This window comes from Levilactobacillus suantsaii (assembly GCF_014069315.1).
In the GTDB taxonomy this organism is placed as follows: Bacteria; Bacillota; Bacilli; order Lactobacillales; family Lactobacillaceae; genus Levilactobacillus; species Levilactobacillus suantsaii.
This window is the reverse complement of record NZ_CP059603.1, coordinates 2,199,910-2,219,901: the sequence shown is the minus strand read 5'-3', so window position 1 is coordinate 2,219,901 and position 19,992 is coordinate 2,199,910. Positions and strand designations below refer to the sequence as shown.

17 protein-coding genes are annotated in these 19,992 nt (G+C 53.3%); 15 read left to right on the top strand and 2 right to left on the bottom strand.

What is annotated here, in order from left to right:
• Positions 1–2: 2 nt before the first annotated feature.
• On the top strand, positions 3–698 hold the full coding sequence (locus tag H3M12_RS10320; protein ID WP_182150704.1) for a pseudouridine synthase domain-containing protein: 696 nt from the start codon (positions 3–5) through the stop codon (positions 696–698).
• Positions 699–774: 76 nt separating this feature from the next.
• Here H3M12_RS10320 and H3M12_RS10315 read toward each other — a convergent pair whose 3' ends face one another.
• The gene (locus tag H3M12_RS10315; RefSeq protein WP_129031714.1) at positions 775–1,602 is read right to left on the bottom strand and encodes an NAD(P)H-hydrate dehydratase; all 828 of its coding nucleotides are present in this window, start codon (positions 1,600–1,602) and stop codon (positions 775–777) included.
• Positions 1,603–1,755: 153 nt separating this feature from the next.
• Between H3M12_RS10315 and pepV the strand changes: the two genes are divergently transcribed.
• The gene (pepV, locus tag H3M12_RS10310) at positions 1,756–3,159 is read left to right on the top strand and encodes a dipeptidase PepV (RefSeq protein ID WP_129031713.1); all 1,404 of its coding nucleotides are present in this window, start codon (positions 1,756–1,758) and stop codon (positions 3,157–3,159) included.
• Between the two features lie 16 nt (positions 3,160–3,175).
• Positions 3,176–3,688 carry a universal stress protein gene (locus H3M12_RS10305; protein ID WP_129031712.1) on the top strand — a complete coding sequence of 171 codons (513 nt, stop codon included), beginning with the start codon at positions 3,176–3,178 and terminating at the stop codon, positions 3,686–3,688.
• Between the two features lie 120 nt (positions 3,689–3,808).
• Here the strand turns inward: H3M12_RS10305 and H3M12_RS10300 are convergent, their stop codons facing one another.
• The gene (locus tag H3M12_RS10300) at positions 3,809–4,141 is read right to left on the bottom strand and encodes a hypothetical protein (RefSeq protein ID WP_182150703.1); all 333 of its coding nucleotides are present in this window, start codon (positions 4,139–4,141) and stop codon (positions 3,809–3,811) included.
• 224 nt (positions 4,142–4,365) lie between these two features.
• Here H3M12_RS10300 and H3M12_RS10295 point away from each other — a divergent pair, with 224 nt between their 5' ends.
• The 12 genes from H3M12_RS10295 to dnaI all read left to right on the top strand — a co-directional run bounded on the left by H3M12_RS10295 (position 4,366) and on the right by dnaI (position 19,829).
• Positions 4,366–6,201: a DUF5776 domain-containing protein gene (locus tag H3M12_RS10295; protein WP_129031710.1), complete on the top strand. Its 1,836-nt coding sequence runs from the start codon at positions 4,366–4,368 to the stop codon at positions 6,199–6,201.
• Between the two features lie 112 nt (positions 6,202–6,313).
• Positions 6,314–6,646 (top strand): thioredoxin family protein, encoded by a 333-nt coding sequence (locus H3M12_RS10290; protein ID WP_129031709.1) that lies wholly within the window; start codon positions 6,314–6,316, stop codon positions 6,644–6,646.
• A gap of 24 nt (positions 6,647–6,670) precedes the next feature.
• Positions 6,671–7,321 (top strand): YtpR family tRNA-binding protein, encoded by a 651-nt coding sequence (gene ytpR, locus H3M12_RS10285; RefSeq protein WP_129031708.1) that lies wholly within the window; start codon positions 6,671–6,673, stop codon positions 7,319–7,321.
• Between the two features lie 198 nt (positions 7,322–7,519).
• Positions 7,520–10,210, top strand: a complete 2,691-nt coding sequence (locus H3M12_RS10280) for a DNA translocase FtsK (RefSeq protein ID WP_182150702.1) — start codon at positions 7,520–7,522, stop codon at positions 10,208–10,210.
• 139 nt (positions 10,211–10,349) lie between these two features.
• Complete coding sequence (gene murC, locus H3M12_RS10275; RefSeq protein WP_129031706.1) at positions 10,350–11,681, top strand: UDP-N-acetylmuramate--L-alanine ligase; 1,332 nt, start codon at positions 10,350–10,352, stop codon at positions 11,679–11,681.
• A 234-nt stretch (positions 11,682–11,915) separates the two neighbouring features.
• Entirely contained in the window at positions 11,916–12,611 is a 696-nt protein-coding gene (locus tag H3M12_RS10270; RefSeq protein WP_129031705.1) for a Bax inhibitor-1/YccA family protein, read from the top strand.
• A 178-nt stretch (positions 12,612–12,789) separates the two neighbouring features.
• Positions 12,790–15,447 (top strand): DNA polymerase I, encoded by a 2,658-nt coding sequence (gene polA / locus H3M12_RS10265; protein ID WP_129031704.1) that lies wholly within the window; start codon positions 12,790–12,792, stop codon positions 15,445–15,447.
• A 19-nt stretch (positions 15,448–15,466) separates the two neighbouring features.
• Positions 15,467–16,327, top strand: coding sequence for a bifunctional DNA-formamidopyrimidine glycosylase/DNA-(apurinic or apyrimidinic site) lyase (mutM, locus tag H3M12_RS10260; protein WP_129031703.1), 861 nt, complete (start codon positions 15,467–15,469; stop codon positions 16,325–16,327).
• A complete protein-coding gene (coaE, locus tag H3M12_RS10255; RefSeq protein WP_129031702.1) occupies positions 16,320–16,919 on the top strand; it encodes a dephospho-CoA kinase in 600 nt (199 codons plus the stop codon). The genes mutM and coaE overlap by 8 nt, the downstream gene beginning before the upstream one ends.
• A 73-nt stretch (positions 16,920–16,992) precedes the next feature.
• Positions 16,993–17,508, top strand: coding sequence for a transcriptional regulator NrdR (gene nrdR, locus H3M12_RS10250; RefSeq protein ID WP_182150701.1), 516 nt, complete (start codon positions 16,993–16,995; stop codon positions 17,506–17,508).
• A gap of 2 nt (positions 17,509–17,510) precedes the next feature.
• On the top strand, positions 17,511–18,902 hold the full coding sequence (locus H3M12_RS10245; RefSeq protein WP_129031700.1) for a replication initiation and membrane attachment family protein: 1,392 nt from the start codon (positions 17,511–17,513) through the stop codon (positions 18,900–18,902).
• The gene (gene dnaI, locus H3M12_RS10240) at positions 18,903–19,829 is read left to right on the top strand and encodes a primosomal protein DnaI (RefSeq protein ID WP_129031699.1); all 927 of its coding nucleotides are present in this window, start codon (positions 18,903–18,905) and stop codon (positions 19,827–19,829) included.
• Positions 19,830–19,992 lie beyond the last annotated feature (163 nt).

Sequence of the window (19,992 nt, the reverse complement as noted above, 5' to 3'; positions counted from 1 at the left end):
GCATGAATTTGGAACGTTACTTGACTGAGCACCATCAGGGAACTCGACGCCAGATTTTTCGGTTACTGCGCCAAGAACGGGTGACCGTCAACGATGCTGTGGCCGTGGCTGGGCATACGACCGTTCAACCACAAGACCGTATCTGTGTGGATGGTTTGGCGGTGACCGGGCGGCAACCCCAATACTTGATTTTCAACCGGCCGTTGGGCTTTCAAAACGACTTGACGCCCACCGTACCGCGCAGTCTTGGTAGCCTGCTCAATGACTTTGACCGGCAGTGGCAGTTAACGGTCTTGGCCGACTTACCTAAGACCGCTACGGGGTTAGTCCTCGCCAGTGACGACTCCCGGTTTGTGAGTGACCTGCAATCGTTGGGCTGGCCCAGTCAGGTGACCGCGCATTTATCCGCGCCCCTCACAGATCTCACGGCGTTACGGTCGGCGGTGGCGTGGCAGAGCTTGACGGCCGAGGTCAAGGCCGTTCAACAGACCACCACCTTAGTGGGGGTGACCCATGATTTGACTGGGGCGTTGACGCAATTCGCGCAACTACCAGGCCTGGTGGGCCCCGTCGCTCGCACGGCGTTTGGTCCGGTCAGCTTACCTGGTGATCTGCCTATGGGGACTTACCGGGGCCTGTTTCCCGCAGAAATCGATGCGTTAGTGGCACCGCTAGACGACGCTGATGCGCCACGTTAACTTAAAGCTAAAACTAAAGCCCGAGTCCATCGCTTGTATACGGTGAATTCGGGCTTTTTATCGGGTGAATCGGTGGTTATTTGGCGGCGTGTTGTTTCATAAACGTTGGTAGCGCGGTTGCAATCTGGTGGGGAAGCACCACGTACTGTGTTTGGGCCAATTCTTCAGCAATTGCGCTGTGGCTGTAGACCGCCGCGAGCACTGCTTGGTCGGTCGGTTTGAACTGGGCGATAAAGCCCCCGACCATGCCGGCCAGCGTATCACCCATACCACCGGTCGCTTGTGCCGGAGTCCCTAGTGGGTTCTCGTAGGTCGCGTTAGCCGTGTAGATTTGGGTGTGATGGGATTTGAGGACCACCGTAGCTTTGAGCTGGTCCACGACGGTCCGGTTAGCGGCTTCGGTCTGGTCGGCAATTTTAACGCCGCTCACGCGTTGCCACTCCATTTGGTGCGGCGTCAGGACCAAGGGAACGTCAGGAAAGTTTAGGTCGTGAGTCGCTACCATGGTCAAGGCTGAACCGTCGACGACGAGCGTTTGCTGAGCTGTAACGAGGCCAAAAACGCGTTTTAAAACGCCAAGTGCCGTGGCGTCGGTCCCCAGACCAGGACCGATGACTACCACATTAGCCCCCTGTACTAATGACGTGAGCAAGTCGCTGTCGTGGTAGTCAGCAAACATGGCTTCTGGCAAGCGGGCATGCAGGCTACCTTGATTGCTGGGGTCGGTGAGGGTCGTTACCAGACCAGCTCCGGCGTAAACGGCGGCGGTGCTAGCCATGATGATGGCGCCACCAAAGTTTTGGTTGCCCCCGATTAAGACGATGTGGCCATAAGTCCCCTTATAACTGTCGGCGGGCCGTTGCCGAATGGTCTGTGGGAGAATATCTGCGGTTAGGGTTTGCATACAAAAAACTCCTTTCAAGTTGAGTCGTGTTTAGTATAGCATGCTAAAAAGTGGAAGTGAAAACGGTCCCTTGGTATGCTAGAATTAACCCTAAAGAGTACGACGATGATGAGCACCAGCAGTTGAGGTGACACCCACAAGGAGGTTTCATTGATGGCAATTGATTGGCAAAATTTAGCACAACAGTATCGTGACGATTACGTGGCCGACTTGAAAACGTTGGTTGGCATCGACAGTTCCCGGGATGATAGTCAGGCGACAGCCGATGCCCCGTTAGGTCCCGGTCCCGCTAAGGCGTTGAACGCCTTTTTAGCTCTAGCTCAACGTGACGGGTTCAAGGTCAAGAATCTCGATAACTTAGCCGGTTACGTGGAATACGGGGAGGGTCCCGAGACGTTGGCCGTTTTGGCCCACGCCGACGTGATGCCGGCCGGCAAGGGTTGGGACACCGACCCGTTTGAATTGACGGCCAAAGACGGTAACCTGTACGGTCGGGGGACTTCCGACGACAAGGGGCCCGCTTTGGCGGCTTACTATGGCTTGAAGATGTTAAAGGACCAAGGCATCAAACCGAAGATGACGATTCGCTTCATCATTGGGACCGACGAGGAAAGTGACTGGACCGGGATGACCCATTATCTAGATAAGGAACCTGCCCCAACCTTGGGCTTCTCTCCCGATGCCGAATTCCCACTGATCAACGGGGAAAAAGGCAACGTGACCTTTGAAACGCACTTCGGCGGCCAAAACGCCGGTGACTTTACGTTACGCGACTTCGAATCAGGTTTGCGGCCCAACATGGTACCGCGAGATGCTCAGGCGACAGTGATCGTTCCGGACCAAGACAAGCTGAAGACCAGTTTTGACATGTTTCTCGCCCACGCGCCGGTCACTGGAGAAGTGACGGCCTTAGCCGACGGGGCCTTACAACTTAACGTCGTCGGTAAGGCCGCTCACGGCATGGAACCGAAAAACGGGATCAATGCCGGGACTTATTTGGCGACCTTTTTGGGTCAGTTCGAGTTCGGCGCCGATTCGGCGGACTTTCTGCATTTATTAGCTAACCAGCTCCATGACGATTCGCGGGCTCACCGGTTAGGGCTGAACTACACGGATAAAGTCATGGGCGATTTGACCATGAATGTTGGGATCATGACCTTTACGGCGGGGGATGCGGGTTTGATCAATACTAACTTCCGCTACCCGACTGGAACTGGGGCCGCGCAAATCTTGGCCGGCCTCAAGCAAGCCACGGCTGACATGACCGTGACCATCGATCAGGGCCGCGAGATGGTGCCGCACTATGTCGACCCAAGCGACCCGCTGGTGACCACGCTGATGGCGGTCTACCGGGAACAGACCGGCGATACCACGGCGCAACCCGAAGTCGTCGGTGGCGGGACCTATGGTCGGTTGATGACTCGTGGTGTGGCTTTTGGGGCTTTATTCCCGGGTACGGCCGACACCATGCACCAGGCCAACGAATTTCAACCGGAAGCCGATTTGTTGAAGGCCATGGCAATCTATGGCCAGGCCATGGCGGAGTTGACCAAATAGCAAGGAGGAAGGACTTATGCCGCAGCAGTATCAACGTATCTTAGTGGGGGTGGACGGCTCGCGGTCGTCACGCCGGGCCGTTGATAAGGCCATTGCGGTGGCCGCCAGAAACCAGGCCCAACTGGTGATTGTGACGGTCATGAGTGGCGGACGATACGTCGGTTTAGGGACCACGGAGGTCGGGTTTGGCTACGTGGACCAACAGGTGATGGACGAATCGCGCCAAAAGTTTAACGAGTTAGTCGAGCACTACCGGCAACGAGCAGAAGATGCCGGCGTGACGGACGTGGTGACTTCTGTATACTACGGGCACGCCAAGGTCGATTTGGCCAAGACTTTACCGCGAGAGTATCAGATCAACTTGATTATGGTCGGCGCCACTGGAGCGAACGTGGTGGAACGCATGATGCTAGGCTCGACGGCTAGCTATATCGTGGCCAACGCAGCTTGTGACGTCTTAGTGGTCCGAACAGATAACCATAACCGCGCGGCAAAATTGAAGCCAGCGGCGTCTGGTCCCCGCAAATAATGAGAATACGTTAAAGTAGGCGCCTTAGCTGGACAACTCGTTCAGCTAAGGCGCCTTTAAGTGGTTTCGACACGAAAAAAGCCTGAGTAACCAGCCCAGACTCGTGAATAAATGACTTTATTAAATTAGAGGCGGTGGATAATCCAGGACACTTCCCGTCTTGGCGTCCGCAATAAATTGATACTGAACCAGCTGATCATCTTCGTAGCGGGTGATGCCCCCGTAGTAGACCCGGGTCTTCACGGCAAACTTTTGGAAAGGAACAGTTTGATGTTCAATCCAAGCCCCTTCGATGGGAGATTCTTGACGAAATTGATGTTTAACCTGTTCCAAAATAGTGTCGGGATCCAACCGGGTAAGACCGTTGAACATGCGGGTGATGAAAATGCCCATGATGCCGCCCAGGACTCCGCCGAGACTTAATTGATAAAGTTGACCATTTCTAGCAGTCATACGACCGCCTCCTTAAACGATTGTTTATTGGGCAATGTTACCACCACTTCTACCCTTAGTATAGCAAGGATTGGTCGGAACTGCCCGTAAAAAGTCGAGGTTTTGCGAAAAAATCGCGTTTGTTTTTTTTGAGGTTGAACATAAATGTAATCGGTTACTTTTTATGCTAAGCTTAGTGCGCATAAGTAGCTATTCACACGCTCAACTGAAAGGATGAGATAGTGATGAGACGTTGGGGGACACTATTATTGGTGGGGATGCTTTTGGGAAGCGGTGGTTACGTTCTCGCAACGGGACATAAGGAACCTTGCGTGGCGCAGGCCGTCACGACAACCACAGAGAAACAGGTGACCATTAGTCGTTATGAATTGCCCTATACCCAGCTAGTCGGAACGACGGGAACGCAGAAACTCTATATTTTTCCTGACTCGCCTCAAGTCTTGACGGCCGCTGAAATGGCCGATGACAAGTATCTGGCAGGATTCTCGTATCCGGAAGGCCTCTCCTGGGAAGAGTTGCAAGACATCTATGATCCTTTTTTAGAAGATGATAACGTTCTGAAATATGCTAATGACGAAAACCTGGGCCAATTTTTTTACCGTTATAATTATAACGGTAATGAAGATGAAAGGGAACCTGAATTAACGGAAGAAACCTTAATCAAAGCCTTGCCGTTGCAAGCGTACGAGACGGCCTGGGGGATTAGTCGCGGAACCGAGTATGACCAGGGGACGCTCAGTTTTGCGGACCTACAAGCATATTATCGTCAAAATTTACGCCCCATCATTGAAGAAGTTTTCCGCATCATTCAACCAGATGGGACGTCGCTTGACACAATATTGGGGACGTATGATTGGATATTTTCCACGCCAGAGCGTTTTGAAACACACTTCTTGCCGATTTATTACACAGGGCAGTTAGTGACACCGCAAGGCACCACACCGGAAGTATTGGCGACCCTCGATCCGGAGAAAACGCGGGACCTCACGGCGGCAATTTTAGCGACACCGATGCGTGACTATTTGCATCAACAAAGCAACGGAACCTACCAGTTGGATGGGTTGGCCACTTACGTTGTCATATATGGACTAAACGCAACTGAGACCCCTCAGCCGCCCGTCGTTCCACCGATAGTCCCGGCCAGCCAACCCGTCACGGTGCGGTATCATGATTCAAAGGGAAAATCACTCGCACCTGACCAACACCTAACGGGGGCCTTAGGGACGACTTATCGGACGACGCCAAAGAAAATTGCAGGTTATACACTGAAAAAGACCACGGGCCCCACGACCGGGACCTTTACCACGACCGCTCAAACTGTGACGTACCAGTATACCGCCGCGTCAACGGGGAATACGGGAGACCAAGTGGCTGTTCGTGGCGAGGTGGTTTCGGCCATCCGCCGTATTGGCCTTTACCAGCACCCGACCTTTAAGGCCAGTCAGCGTCGACAGTGGTATGCCAAGAAGCCGCGGCTGCAACGCCCAATGTTTGTGGTTACGGGGTATGCGCGCTCGAACGCTGGCCGGTTGCGGTACCATGTTCGAGACGTGAACCATCATAGTCAAACGGCAGGGCAGACCGGGTACGTGACGGCTAAGGCGACGTATTTGACCCCAACCTACCTGCAGAAACGGCCTAAAGAAGTCACTGTGATCAACCCCCGTGGGGTCAATGGGTATCGCCAACGCAATTTGACGCGCAAGGTGACCCATTACCGTCAGGGCCAAGTTCTACGGGTCAAACGGTTAGTCCAGCACCGGTTGACAACGCGCTTATTATTGACGAATGGGCAGTACGTCACAGCGAACAAGCGCTTGGTCCAAACCAAACGGGTTTCAATGCCGCGTTACCTGCGGATCAAAACGGGTCTCAATCGGTATCAAGATGTGAACTTAACTCGGCGTAACCGACACGTTAAAGCGGGAACCCGGCTAAAAGTTTTGGGTTGGGATTACAGCCATGCGGCGGACTTTAGCCGCGGCAGTACCCTACGTTACCGGGTCAGTGGCGGCTACGTCACGGCCAACCTGAAATGGGTTCAACGGATTGACCGCTAAGGCGGGCGTCAGGGTGCTGACGAAAAGTAAGCAGAATAGTCGACAAGCCGGTTAAAAATGCTATAATGGTTGGCGTATAATTTAAACCTAAACTTAAAAGGAGTGTTGTGTCATGGAACAATTACCTAAGATGTCAGCTGCAGAGTTAAAAGATGTTGTGAAGTCTGGCAAAACCATGCTGTTCTTCTCAGCAACTTGGTGCCCAGATTGCACGTTTATCAAGCCAGCGATGCCAGCGATTGAAGCAGAATACCCCGATTTTAAGTTTGTGGCGGTCGACCGCGATGAAAATATCGATTTGGCTGCTGAATTAAATGTCTTTGGGATTCCCAGCTTCATTGCTTATGCCGATGGGGAAGAAATCGGTCGGTTAGTGAACAAGGATCGCAAGACTAAGGCGGAAGTTGAAACGTTTATCAACGGGTTATCAACTCCCACCGACTAAAAAACCGTTTGAAAGGATCCCGACATGTTAATTGCGAGTTACAATCCCCGTGAGTTAGGGGACACATTGATTGTCATCGTTGCACCAGACGCCGCCGAACAAGCCCATACGGTTCGTGACGGTATTGCGCGGATTTATGATTCTGCCACCGAAAAGACTTTGGGGTACAATTTCTTAGCTGTTTCTAAGATTTTACCGAATTTGACGGGTAACGGCCAAGTCACTTTAACCAGTGACGACGTGGCTGCGTTGAACCAAGCCTTAGAGGACGCCGGGTTTGCTGGCGAATTAGTGGCTGAGACGGATTCCCGCTTCGTGGTGGGGTACGTCAAGACCGCTAAGCCACATCCAGATTCCGATCATTTATTAGTGACCGAAACGGTGGTCGATCATGACCAGACCGTCCAAATCGTGAGTGGCTCACCGAACATGCAGGCCGACATTAAAGTTGTCGTGGCCAAGGTCGGTGCCATGATGCCCAACGGCGCTATCATTTGGCCAGGTGAGTTACGCGGTGTGGCCAGTGACGGAATGATCTGTTCCGGCCGGGAATTAGGGTTAGCTAACGCGCCCCAACGTCCTGGTGCCCTGATTTTACCGGACGATTACCAAGTCGGGGAGGCGTTTGACTTCGACCGGGGTCAAACGATTTTCACCACCGCCACAACTAACTAATCTTGTGGTGGCCAACCATCTAAGAAAAGGTTGCGAAAGCGGGTCAGGCCTTGTCGCCGACCCGCTTTTTTGTGTACAATAGGGAAGATTAGCAACCTAATGAGTTTGCCAATGATCGAGGGATTGGGGGGTTTTAGCCCGCGGTCCCCGTAGAAATCAAATTTAACGTCTCGTTTAACGTTGAGGAGGCAATGTAATATGGATCACTATGATGGGCCGGCGTTTTACCGTAAATTTCCGGTGACACCGAACTCTAAAGCACCCGTAGATCCGCTAAGTGACCGGGCGGCGGCACAGGTCGAACGCCGCCAAAAACAAAATGCGCGGACCCAGCGCGAAGCCGAGGCGGCCCACGCGGCGGTTAAAAGTCTGCGAACGACCACGACACCAGCACAGCCAAAGAAGACTGGCAACGGTACCATGTCCAGCGGTAATTATCGCCCGTTTCAGGTGACGGAATTGCCCCGGCAACTCCATTGGCTGGCCCAACCCGGGGTCACCCGACAGCAACATTATCAAAAATTAATTCAACAGTTACATAAACCCTTAGAGACTTTCTTTCGCTTTGCCCGTCCGGGTGAGGTCGTAACGCCTAGTTCGGCAGCGGCCACGGTGGTCTTTACACCGCAAAAGGCGCCAGCATCTACCGCCAAGTCACCGGCGACCCCAGCGTCAAGCTCGGCTAGTCAAGGTCAGGTGGCGGAAACGCCGGCAGTCAGTGACATGAGCAGTGCAGCGAGTTCAGCCGTGACACCAAGCGACTCATCTGAAGCGTCTCAAGTGCCAAGTTCGGCCCAACCGGCGTCCCAAGCGGTAGCAGAGCCAGCGCCGACCGAGATCTTCTATCCCGAAGCGGCAAGTGTCGCTTCGGCGCCAGAGCAGACGACTCCTAGTGAAACTGCGTCGACAAGCACCGCTACTAGTCAAGTCGCCAGTCGGCCAGTCGATTCCGGAGATTATTTACCCGTTGGTACGCCGAAGAGTGTCCCCACCACGCCGGCCGTAGCCGCTACGACGTCCCAAACTAGTACGGCAACTTCGGCGGACGCCAAGCGGGTCACGTCCCAAACGGTTGACGCGCCCGCTACAGCAGCATCACCTTCGACGGAAGATACTGACGTGAACCGCCTCCTGGACCGTGCAACGACACCGATGACTTCTGGCGTTGCCTCCGAGAAAGTTACTTCTCAGGTGGCTATGTCATCGCATGCGGCGAGTCAGGTGACCCCGGCAACGACCACATCGGTTGAGTCAGCAACGGCTGCTCAACCACAATCGCAAGCAGCGCCTCAACCGAAACCCAAACCCAAGGCCAAGCCGAGTCGAGGCCTTGGGCACTCCTTAGGGGATATCATGCAAGAGGAAGGCAATGAACAACGCAACTTGGCGTTGTTCACCGATACGCCCACACCACAACCCCAAACTGATGTCGAGACCAGTGACCGGGGGTACCATTTCCCCGATTTGAAGCTGTTGCCGAAACCAGTGGTGCCTGATGAGCAAGCCCTCGACGATTGGATTCAGCACCAGGGTGAGGTCTTAGACGCGACTTTGGCGGCTTTCCACGTCGACGCGCACGTGACCGACTGGACAATTGGGCCCACAGTCACGCAATTTCAGATTAGTCTGGCGCTGGGGGTCAAAGTCAATAAAATCACGAATTTAAACGATGACTTGAAACGAGCGTTAGCAGCCAAGGATATCCGGATTGAAGCCCCAATTCCGGGGAAGACCACGGTCGGCATCGAGATTCCGAACCTGAAGTCGCGCCCGGTCATGCTATCAGAAATCTTAAATGCACCAGCCTTCAAACAAAGCGAGTCACCATTGACGGTTGCCTTGGGGGTCGACCTCTTCGGCAAGCCGCAAGTGACCGATTTGCGTAAGATGCCCCACGGTTTGATTGCCGGGGCGACTGGTTCCGGGAAAAGTGTCTTCATCAACTCGCTTCTGGTCTCGATTCTCTACAAGGCCACGCCGCAACAGGTCAAGCTATTGTTGATTGACCCTAAGGCCGTCGAAATGGCCCCGTATGACGGGTTACCGCATTTGCTGTCTCCCGTTATCTCGGACCCGAAAGCTGCTGCGGCGGCTTTGAAGTGGGTCGTCACGGAAATGGATCAACGTTACGAGAAGCTGGCTGCGGCTGGGGTCCGCAACATCGAGCAGTTCAATGACCGGGCGGACGCCAACGACGAACCCAGCTTGAAGATGCCGTACATCGTCATCGTGATCGATGAATTAGCCGACTTGATGATGGCGGCCAGTGAGGTCCAAGACTATATCGTCCGCATTACTCAAAAGGCCCGGGCGGCGGGGATTCACCTGTTAGTAGCCACCCAACGACCGAGTGTCGATATTGTCACGGGGACCATCAAGAACAACATTCCCACTCGGATTGCTTTCACGGTCTCCAGTCAGGTCGATTCCCGCACGATTTTGGATACCACTGGTGCCGAAAGCCTACTTGGCCGCGGAGATATGCTGTACCTGGGCAACGGGGCCAGCCAACCAATGCGCTTACAAGGCGCTTACGTGGAGGCCGAAGTCGATCGGGTCACCGATTTCGTTCGAACCCAAGGGACGCCGCACTATGCCTTTGAACCTAACGGCTTGTTGAAAAAAGAAACGACTGAAGAGAACCAAGACGAGTTGTTGCCCAAGGTCTTGGACTATATCGCCAAGGAGAAGACGGTCTCAACGTCGAAACTCCAGCGGGTCTTTTCCATTGGGTACAACCGGGCCGCCAATCTGATTGACGACTTGGAGCAACACCATTATGTGTCTCCCCAACATGGATCTAAACCCCGGGAAGTGTACTTGACCCCGGATGACTTAGGCAAGCAGTTACCTGAGCCGCATGACCAGAGTGCGCCATATTCATCTTAAAATGAATAGTCCTCATTACCATTCCAGTATGAGTTCTTTTATGGGGGTAGGGGATATGCTAAAATGGAGACAGAGCGACTCGTCATGGAGCTTTAGGGATTAGAGTTAAACCGAGTTGAGTAGAAAAGAGGATCATTTAATGGATAAAGCAACGGTGTACCATTTTGTCGGAATTAAAGGATCAGGGATGAGTGCCCTTGCCCTGATTTTACATGATAAGGGCTTCAAGGTTCAGGGGTCGGACATCACGCAATACACGTTCACCCAGCGAGGCTTGGAACAGGCTAAAATCAAGGTGTTACCGTTTGATGAAGCTAACATCCATGAGGGGTTGACGGTCATTGCCGGGAACTCCTTCACGGATGACCATCCTGAAATCAAAAAGGCCCGGGCGATGGGGTTACCCGTCTATCGCTACCACGAATTCTTGGGTCACTTAATTGAAGGTTATACCAGTATCGGTGTTGCCGGGGCCCACGGAAAGACCAGCACCACGGGGCTTTTATCCCACGTTTTGAGTGGCGTGGCCCCAACGTCTTATCTGATTGGTGATGGGACCGGGAAGGGGACGCCCAACGCGCGCTTCTTTGTTTACGAAGCCGATGAATACCGGCGCCACTTCCTGGCAACGAAGCCGGATTACGCCATCATGACCAATATCGACTTTGACCACCCGGACTACTACAAGGGAATCGATGACGTCTACAACGCTTTCGAAACTTGGGCGAACCAGGTCAAGAAGGGCATCTTTGCTTGGGGCGATGATCCCGAGCTGCGGAAGTTAAAGACCGACGTGCCAGTCTATTACTATGGAACTAACGACCGGGACGATTTCCAGGCTAAAAACATCAAGCGCTCCACGACTGGGTCGAATTTCGACGTTTACCATGACGGTGAGTTGCTGGGGAACTTCGAGATTCACTTGTTCGGGGAACACAACGTGCTGAACAGTCTGGCGGTCATTGCCGTGGCGTACTTCGAAAAGGTCAACATGGACGAAATCAAGCATGAATTGGCCGACTTCAAGGGCGTTAAACGCCGGTTCACGGAACGTAAAGTCGCTGATATGACCATCATTGATGACTATGCGCACCACCCGTCCGAAATCAAGGCGACGTTGGACGCCGCCCGGCAAAAGTATCCGGATAAAGAGATTATCGCGGTCTTCCAGCCGCACACCTTTAGCCGGACCATTGCGCTGATGGACGACTTCGCTAAGAGTCTGAACTTAGCTGACAAGGTCTATTTGACCAACATCTTTAGTTCGGCCCGGGAAACCAAGGGCGCCGTCTCCAGCAAGGACTTGGCCGCTAAGATTTCTAAGGGTGGTGAGATCCTCACGGTCGACAACATGTCGCCATTATTGGATTACCACGATGCCGTGGCCGTCTTCATGGGCGCCGGGGATGTTCAGAAGTACGAACGGGCTTATGAAGAGTTATTGAGTCATCTTTCCTTAAAGAATAATTAAGTTCTGACGCGTTCAAGGTAATCGTCGTTGGAAACAAACCGGCAAGAGCCGGGACCAAAGGGCTTGGGCGTGATGTCGAAGTCCTTTTGGGGTCTGTCAATCGAAGGACCTGGTCTAGATAGATTATTGGCTCTTTGTGATTAGATTTGGTAAAATAGATTCTAGTAAACTAAACAAGTAGTTACTTAAAGTTAGTAACTAAGTCGGGAATTGATTTGAAAGAAGGAGCGTTATATGAATAATTTTCAACAACAGCCCCAGGAAACGATTAATACCCAGGTCGGCCTGAACGCCTTTTTGACCCGGATGTTCGGCTGGATGGGGGCTTCAGTGTTAGTTTCAGCGTTGACTGCCTACCTGATGGTGGCCAACCAGGTTCAATTAGGTAACGGGGGCATGTTAGTGGCCCTCATCGTCTGGTTCATCTTGCCGTTCGTCATCACGGGACAATCCCTGAAGCGGCCGACGACCGCGATTGTCGGCTTAATGGTCTACGCGGTCTTGACCGGGGCGGTTGTGTCCATGTACGCTTACGTCTACACCGGTCAGGCTATCGGGGGCGCCTTTGTTTCCAGTGCGGCTGTCTTCCTCACGATGGCCACCATCGGGTTGACCACCAAGAAGGACCTCTCCCGTATCGGGACGCAAGCGACGGCGGCCTTGATTGGGTTGCTGGTCGCCATGGTCATCAACCTCTTCTTGAAGAGTAGTGGCTTGGCCTTGATCTTCTCGTTCATCGCCGTGATTATCTTCTCGGCCTTGACCGCTTGGGACACCCAAAAGATGCAAAAGCTCTACTTGCACTACGGAGACCAGGTTTCCATGACGGGACTCGCGATTAACGGGGCCTTACAATTGTACCTGGACTTCGTCAACTTATTCTTACAACTCTTACAAATCTTTGGCATGTTTGGTGGCAGTCGCGACTAACACCGCCAATGCTAAACTTGGGAGTCTGAGCGTAATGCTTGGACTCCTTTTATTTGCACCGATGTGGTACTTGATGATAGAAACGCAGCTTTGGTTTCAGTACCGGCGGATTTTTGGTAAAATAGACCCAGATTAGACGAACGCGGTGGGCGGTTTAGCCGCGTGAAAGGAGCCCATTATGGCGGAAAAACGATTATTATTGATCGACGGGAACAGTGTTGCCTTTAAGGCCTTTTTTGCCCTGTACAATTCTTTAGGCCGATTCACGAACGGTGAGGGGTTGCATACCAACGCCATTTACGGCTTTAACACGATGCTCGAAACGATGCTGAAAAACGTGGACCCGACCCACGTGCTGGTGGCATTTGACGCCGGTAAAGTCACGTTTCGGACTAAAATGTACGATGATTATAAGGGGGGCCGGGCCAAGACGGCACCGGAACTCTCCGAACAATTTCCTTACCTGAAAAAATTATTGGCGGCTCGCGGCATCAAGACTTATGAGCTGAAAAATTACGAAGCCGATGACATTATCGGCACCACGGCCAAGCGGGCGGAAGACGCCGGTTTTGCCACCACCATCGTTACGGGGGACCGGGATCTGACCCAGTTGGCCAACGACCAAACCACGGTCGCCGTCTCCAAAAAAGGCGTTAGCGAGGTCGAACGCTATACCCCAGCCTACGTGACCGAAAAGATGGGCGTGACCCCCGAACAGATTATCGATATCAAGGGTCTGCAAGGCGATAACTCGGATAATTATCCGGGCGTGACCGGTGTGGGACCCAAGCGGGCGGTCGACTTGATCGATAAGTACGGCAGTGTCGAGGGCGTTTACGAGCACATCGACGACATCACCGCTAAAAAACTCAAGGAACACCTGATTGCGGATCACGACAACGCCTTATTGTCCAAGAAATTGGCGACGATTGACCGGAATGCGCCGGTCGAACTGACGCTGGATGATTTGGTCTATCAGGGCCCGGATACGGATGCGTTAGTGGCCTTTTACCAGGAGATGGGGTTTCGGACCTTCCTCAAGAAACTCTCCGTCGACGGGGAGACGCCCAGTGCAGTGACTGGCTTACAGCCGATTGACTACACCGAATTAACGGCGGACAACTTGGACCAGATCAACCTCGGCGATAGTTGTGCCTTTTATTTGGAACTCGATGGCGACAACTACCACTTGGTCGACTTTGCTGGGTTCGTGATTGGCACGGACGACCAATGGTGGGTCAGCCGCGATGTCCACTTGCTAGAGCAGGCGCCATTAAAAGCGGCTTTGGAAGACACTAAGGTCTCTAAACAGGTCTTTGATGCCAAGCGGACTTATGTGGGGTTGAATCGGTTAGGCATTACCTTACGCGGCGTTGACGGTGACCTCCTGTTAGCCTCGTATCTGTTGAACACCTACGATAACAGTAACGACTTGGGCCGAGTGGCGGCTGAACACGGCTACGATCAGGTTGAGACCGACGAGGACGTGTACGGCCGTGGCGCCAAACGGACGATTCCAACGGATGATACGGTCTTCTTCACCCATTTGGCCCGCAAAGCCCGGGCTATCGAGCATTTACGGACGCAATTGTTCAACGATCTCGAGGAAAATGATCAGGTCAAGCTTTACCGTGAAATCGAGCTCCCGATGACCTTCGTGCTAGCCCGGATGGAGATTGCCGGCATCACGGTCGATGCCGATGAATTGCGGGCGATGGGCAGTAAATTCAGTGAACAACTAGCTGAAATCGAACAAACGATTTATAACGAGGCCGGCGAAGAATTCAACATTGGGTCTCCTAAGCAGTTGGGCAAGATTTTGTTCGAAAAAATGGGCTTACCCGTCATCAAGAAGACCAAGACCGGTTATTCGACGGCCGTGGGCGTGTTGGAGAAGTTGGCGGCGGAAGCCCCAATCGCCGAAAACATTTTGAAGTACCGGAAGATTTCGAAGATTCAGTCGACCTACGTGGAAGGCCTCTTGAAGGTTATCCATCCCGACGATCACAAGGTTCACACTCGTTATTTACAGACGTTGACCCAAACGGGCCGGTTGTCGTCCGTGGACCCGAATTTGCAAAACATTCCGGTCCGCAGTGCGGAAGGTAAGGCGATTCGCAAGGCCTTCGTCCCCCGGCATAAGGGCTGGCAGATCTTTTCGTCCGATTACTCGCAGATTGAACTGCGGGTCCTAGCTCACATGAGTCATGACGAGAATATGCAAGAGGCCTTTCGTGAGGGCCAGGATATCCACGCGGCAACGGCCCGACGGATCTTTAAGCTAGGCCCCGACGAAGAAGTGACGCCCAACATTCGGCGACAGGCCAAGGCCGTTAACTTTGGAATCGTCTACGGCATCAGTGATTTTGGGTTGTCACAAAACATTGGCATTTCGCGCCAACAGGCGAAACGCTTTATCGACACCTATTTCCAGGAGTATCCGGGCGTCAAGGCTTACACGGAACGAATGGTCCAATTAGCCCACGACCAGGGGTATGTGGAGACCATCGCCCATCGGCGCCGGTATTTACCAGACATCAACTCACGCAACTTCAACCAGCGCTCGTTTGCCGAGCGCACGGCGATGAACACACCGATTCAAGGAAGTGCCGCGGACATCATCAAGATTGCGATGATTCGGATGGAAGATGCCATCAAAGACCTGCAGGCGACCATGTTGCTCCAAGTCCACGATGAGTTGATTTTCGAAGCACCGGCTGAAGAAATGGCGACCTTGGAAAAGTTGGTCCCGAAGATTATGGATTCAGCTGTGGATTTGGAAATCCCGTTGAATGTCGAAAGCCATTACGGCCCGACCTGGTTTGATTTGAAATAGGCGGAAGGGAGTAAACGAGATGCCAGAATTACCAGAAGTTGAAACGGTCCGCCGGGGGTTGACCGAACTGGTCGGCGGCGCGCAGATTGACCACGTGGCGGTCTTTTACCCCAAGATGGTCACCCCCGACGCCGAAGTTTTTACGGCCGAACTGATTGGCCGTAAGATCGAAAAAATCGACCGGCGGGGCAAGTATTTGCTCTTCCGCTTTAGCGGGGATTTGACCATGGTGTCGCATTTGCGGATGGAAGGCAAATACGACGTGCAACCTGAAGGGAGCCCCGTGACCAAGCACACCCACGTGATCTTTTATTTGCAGGATCACCGGGAGTTGCGTTACACGGATACCCGTAAGTTTGGCCGGATGCGGCTGGTCAAGACCGGCACGGAAGCCGAGGCGATGCCGTCGCTAGCTAAGATGGGCCCCGAACCCACGGCCGACACGTTGACGCTCGACTACATGCGCCAGATTTTTAGCAAATCGCGCAAGGTCATCAAGCCGTTTTTGCTGGACCAATCCCGGATTGCCGGTTTGGGCAACATTTACGCCGATGAGGTCTTGTGGTTATCAAAAATCAACCCGTTGACGCCGGTCAATACGGTCAGTGATGCGCAATTGGCCACCTTACGAGAGGCTATCATTGCCGAAATCAAGAAGGCCATCGCCGGGCATGGCACCACCGTGCATTCCTTTTCGACGGCCTTTGGCGAGGCCGGGCAATTCCAAAACGACTTGCACGTCTATGGTCGAGAGGGCGAACCCTGTGACCGGTGTGGGACCGCCATTGTCAAGATTAAAGTGGCCCAACGGGGAACGCACTATTGTCCGCACTGCCAACCATTGCCTCCGGGCGCTGAGGAGCTGATCGCCGATGACTAAGGTCTGGGGGTTGACTGGAGGCATCGCGACCGGGAAGTCGACCGTGAGTGCGTGGCTTAAGGCGGATGGCATTCCCATCATCGATGCCGATGTCATTGCTCGAATCGTAGTGGCGCCGGGGACTTCCGGGTTACGCCAAATCGTGGCGACCTTTGGTTCGGATTATCTGCAAGCTGACCAGACGTTGAACCGGCACAAACTTGGACAATTGGTGTTTCATGACCCGGCCGAATTAGCCCGATTGACCACCATTACGACCCCGTTGATTCAAAGAGAAATCAAGCGGCAGTTAGCCGCGTATCGAGCGCAGCGGGCCCCATTGGTGGTCATCGATGCCCCCACTTTTTTTGAGGTGGGTTACCTACAGTCGTTGGTCGACGGGGTTCTGGTCGTGACCACGACTTTGCCCCGGCAACGTGAGCGGTTGATGGCCAGAGACCACTTGTCAATCGCTGACGCGCAGGCGCGCATCGACCGGCAGTGGCCGCTTGCCCGTAAGGTGGCGTTGGCCGATGTGGTCATCGACAATGACGGTGACATTACCCAAACGCGTCAACAAGTGGTAAAATGGCTTGACGCAACTAAAAAGTAAACCGCGTTGTGTCGGCACCTGGCTCGACCGACGTGACTATTAACCAGTGAAAGTAAAAATGAGGTGACCAATTATGCAGTGTCCGCACTGTCATCACAATGGCTCCCGGGTCGTGGATAGTCGTCCGACCGACGATGGCCGCGTGATTCGACGTCGTCGGGAGTGCGAGAGCTGCGGCTTTCGGTTCACGACGTTTGAACGCGTGGAAGTGACCCCGTTACTCGTCATCAAGAAAAACGGGACACGCGAAGAATTTAACCGGGAGAAAATCTTACGGGGAATCATCCGTTCGGCCGAAAAACGGCCGGTGGGGATGGACGCCATGGCTAAGATTGTCGACGAGGTCGAAAATAAGGTTCGGGCGTTGGGGGTCAACGAGATCTCCAGCCAAGTGATTGGCGAATACGTGATGAACCGCCTAGTCGATGTCGACGAAATTGCCTATATCCGCTTTGCCAGTGTTTACCGGCAATTCAAGGATACTGGCGTTTTCTTCAACGAACTTAAAGATATTTTGGATAAGGATAAGTTAAAAAAAGATCAGCAAGATCAAAATCACCACTCAAAGGGGCAAAGTGAGGCGAAATAGGCATGGAGGATTCTTGGCATCAACTGAGTCCGAAAACGGGTTTTATCGTCCGGTTGGCCGATCGTTTAACGGAGCAGAGCTGGCAGACGTTGAGCCAACTCTATCAGCCCGTGATCGGGCCGCTAGCCGCTGCGGCGTTTAGCGGCCTCTTTTGGTTACCCAAACGGACGCACTTGCACCGGCACGCGGTGTTACTCGCGACGCTTGGGGTGGACCTGGCGCATTTTTATGCGGCCCGAATTCGTTTGGAAGCGACCGGACTACTGACGACCACGGTCGAAACGACCAACGACCTCCAAACGTTTAACTACACGTTGCACGCACCGTTGGCACCGGTGGACTTCTTAAAAGATGACCTGCTGAGTGTGCAGTTGTTGGACGCCGTTGGGGATGATTTCTATCAGGAATTGGTCAACCAAAATAAACCGGCTGCCCCGGTCAAAGGACAAGACATCACCAAGACCTTCTTGGACGTCTTTCAAGTGGTTGGTGGGGAACTCAAGCAACTGCCCAACACCATCACCAGTAGTCGGGACCGCTTGACTACGGCCAAGTCGACGGCGCCGGAAATTGGAACGAATGCCGCGGACTTCGACCTGCAACTCTTAGGGGAAATCTTGGCGCACTCCTACGTTGACCCGCAGTCCGTGCAGGCGCACCGGCAGTTATTCTTAACGGAGCACGCTACCTACGGCATGGATGAACCGACCATGGCGCGCTTCATTGGGGAAGCCACCAATCTGGCTACCAATCAGTTCGACCCAGAGCAGTTCAAACGCCTAATCGTGAAGCAATTTGGACAACAACACCGCGGGCAATTGGCGCCAACCGCGGCGACTAGTGCGGCCACCAGTGCCGCACCGGCCCAAGCGGCTGATACTACGGCGGAAGCGAAAAACAACCAACACCTGTTGAAAGCGGCGACGTCCAAGACACCCACTGACTTCTTAGCTTCAATCAAGGAGCAGACCGGTGGTTTTGTGACCAATGGCGAGCAACGAATCGTTCAGGATTTGACGAGTCGGCACCTGTTTTCGCAGGGCGTTTTAAACCTGATGATTTACCATGTATTGGTCGATGAAGATCGCCCCACGCTGAACAAGAATTTGTTGGACACGATTGCCAACGACTGGAGTAAAGCCGCTATTCAGACACCTGAACAGGCGGTGGTCAAGATTCAGACGCGCAAACAAACGACCCAACAAGCCAAGACCCGACGCCGGAACAGTTACCGGCAGGGGACCGGGGTGACCGAGACCCTACCGGATTGGGCCCAAAACCCCGAAATTACGAAAAAGGCGGCGTCTACCAAGCTAACCGCTAAACAACAGGCGGACTTAAAAGCGCGGATTGCCCGCTTTAAGCAACGACCCCACGGAAAGGAGGAGTCCTAAATGGAAGATGTGAGTAAGAGCCTCCAGGACCTGATGAACCAACGGAATTTGACTAAAAACTATCAACAGTTGATGGCGAAGGTTGCCAAAGATCCTGAAGTCACGGCTTTCATTCAGACGCACCAAGCTGACTTGGCCCCCGACGTGTTGACCCGTTCGGCGGCGAAAATTTACGAGTTCGTAACGGAACGTGATAAGGTCAAAGCCGGCAAAGATATCTTTGCAACGGGGTATGAACCCCGGTTGATTGTGGCTGACCATTTGTTAGACGTGGCGTACGTGCCGACCCAGGGCACCCAAGAAAAGCAGGCGGCTCAACAGTTGCGGCAACGTGTCCGCTCAATTGCCATGCCTAAAAGTATTCGGGCGGCGCGCCTGGATAATTTCGACAATGATGGCCCCCGAATGGAAGCCTTTTTGGGGGCGATGGACTTTATTGAAAGTTACGAAGACCACCCCCACCAACGCCACCAAGCCCTGTATTTGACGGGGAACTTTGGTGTCGGTAAGACCTACTTGTTGGCCGCCGTGGCGCACCAACTGGCGACGGATGGCTACTCCACCACTTTGGTGCACTTTCCCAGTTTTGCAGTTGAGATGAAAAACGCCATTGGGAAGGATGGTGTTGGTGATAAACTGGACGCCATTAAAAAAGCGCCGGTGCTGATGATTGACGATATTGGGGCCGACGCCATGTCGGCCTGGATTCGCGACGACGTGTTGGGCGTCATCTTGGAATACCGGATGCAAGAGGAGTTACCGACCTTTTTCAGTTCGAATTTCTCGATGGCCCAACTCGAAAAAGACCACCTGCGCATCTCGACGCGTGGGGACGACGAACCCTTGAAGGCCCAACGATTGATGCAGCGGATTCGCTTTTTAGCGCGGGAAGTAACGATGTTAGGCACCAACCGCCGGCCACAATAAATTTACGACTTCTCCTTGACAATCGTCAGGGGCGAGTGGTTCAATAGACGTATTGAAAGAGGAAATGCTTAACAAGAGACACGACATGACCGCGTTTGTTTCCAGGAAGAGGATGCCTTGATTGGAAGCGTCCTTAAACAACCGGTGAGGTTACCGCTCTTGA

Bases quoted from the DNA above. Each gene is read 5' to 3' on its own strand.
- H3M12_RS10320 (WP_182150704.1), top strand. From the start codon at position 3: ATGAATTTGGAACGTTACTTGACTGAGCACCATCAGGGAACTCGACGC.
- H3M12_RS10315 (WP_129031714.1), bottom strand. From the start codon at position 1,602: ATGCAAACCCTAACCGCAGATATTCTCCCACAGACCATTCGGCAACGG.
- pepV (WP_129031713.1), top strand. From the start codon at position 1,756: ATGGCAATTGATTGGCAAAATTTAGCACAACAGTATCGTGACGATTAC.
- H3M12_RS10305 (WP_129031712.1), top strand. From the start codon at position 3,176: ATGCCGCAGCAGTATCAACGTATCTTAGTGGGGGTGGACGGCTCGCGG.
- H3M12_RS10300 (WP_182150703.1), bottom strand. From the start codon at position 4,141: ATGACTGCTAGAAATGGTCAACTTTATCAATTAAGTCTCGGCGGAGTC.
- H3M12_RS10295 (WP_129031710.1), top strand. From the start codon at position 4,366: ATGAGACGTTGGGGGACACTATTATTGGTGGGGATGCTTTTGGGAAGC.
- H3M12_RS10290 (WP_129031709.1), top strand. From the start codon at position 6,314: ATGGAACAATTACCTAAGATGTCAGCTGCAGAGTTAAAAGATGTTGTG.
- ytpR (WP_129031708.1), top strand. From the start codon at position 6,671: ATGTTAATTGCGAGTTACAATCCCCGTGAGTTAGGGGACACATTGATT.
- H3M12_RS10280 (WP_182150702.1), top strand. From the start codon at position 7,520: ATGGATCACTATGATGGGCCGGCGTTTTACCGTAAATTTCCGGTGACA.
- murC (WP_129031706.1), top strand. From the start codon at position 10,350: ATGGATAAAGCAACGGTGTACCATTTTGTCGGAATTAAAGGATCAGGG.
- H3M12_RS10270 (WP_129031705.1), top strand. From the start codon at position 11,916: ATGAATAATTTTCAACAACAGCCCCAGGAAACGATTAATACCCAGGTC.
- polA (WP_129031704.1), top strand. From the start codon at position 12,790: ATGGCGGAAAAACGATTATTATTGATCGACGGGAACAGTGTTGCCTTT.
- mutM (WP_129031703.1), top strand. From the start codon at position 15,467: ATGCCAGAATTACCAGAAGTTGAAACGGTCCGCCGGGGGTTGACCGAA.
- coaE (WP_129031702.1), top strand. From the start codon at position 16,320: ATGACTAAGGTCTGGGGGTTGACTGGAGGCATCGCGACCGGGAAGTCG.
- nrdR (WP_182150701.1), top strand. From the start codon at position 16,993: ATGCAGTGTCCGCACTGTCATCACAATGGCTCCCGGGTCGTGGATAGT.
- H3M12_RS10245 (WP_129031700.1), top strand. From the start codon at position 17,511: ATGGAGGATTCTTGGCATCAACTGAGTCCGAAAACGGGTTTTATCGTC.
- dnaI (WP_129031699.1), top strand. From the start codon at position 18,903: ATGGAAGATGTGAGTAAGAGCCTCCAGGACCTGATGAACCAACGGAAT.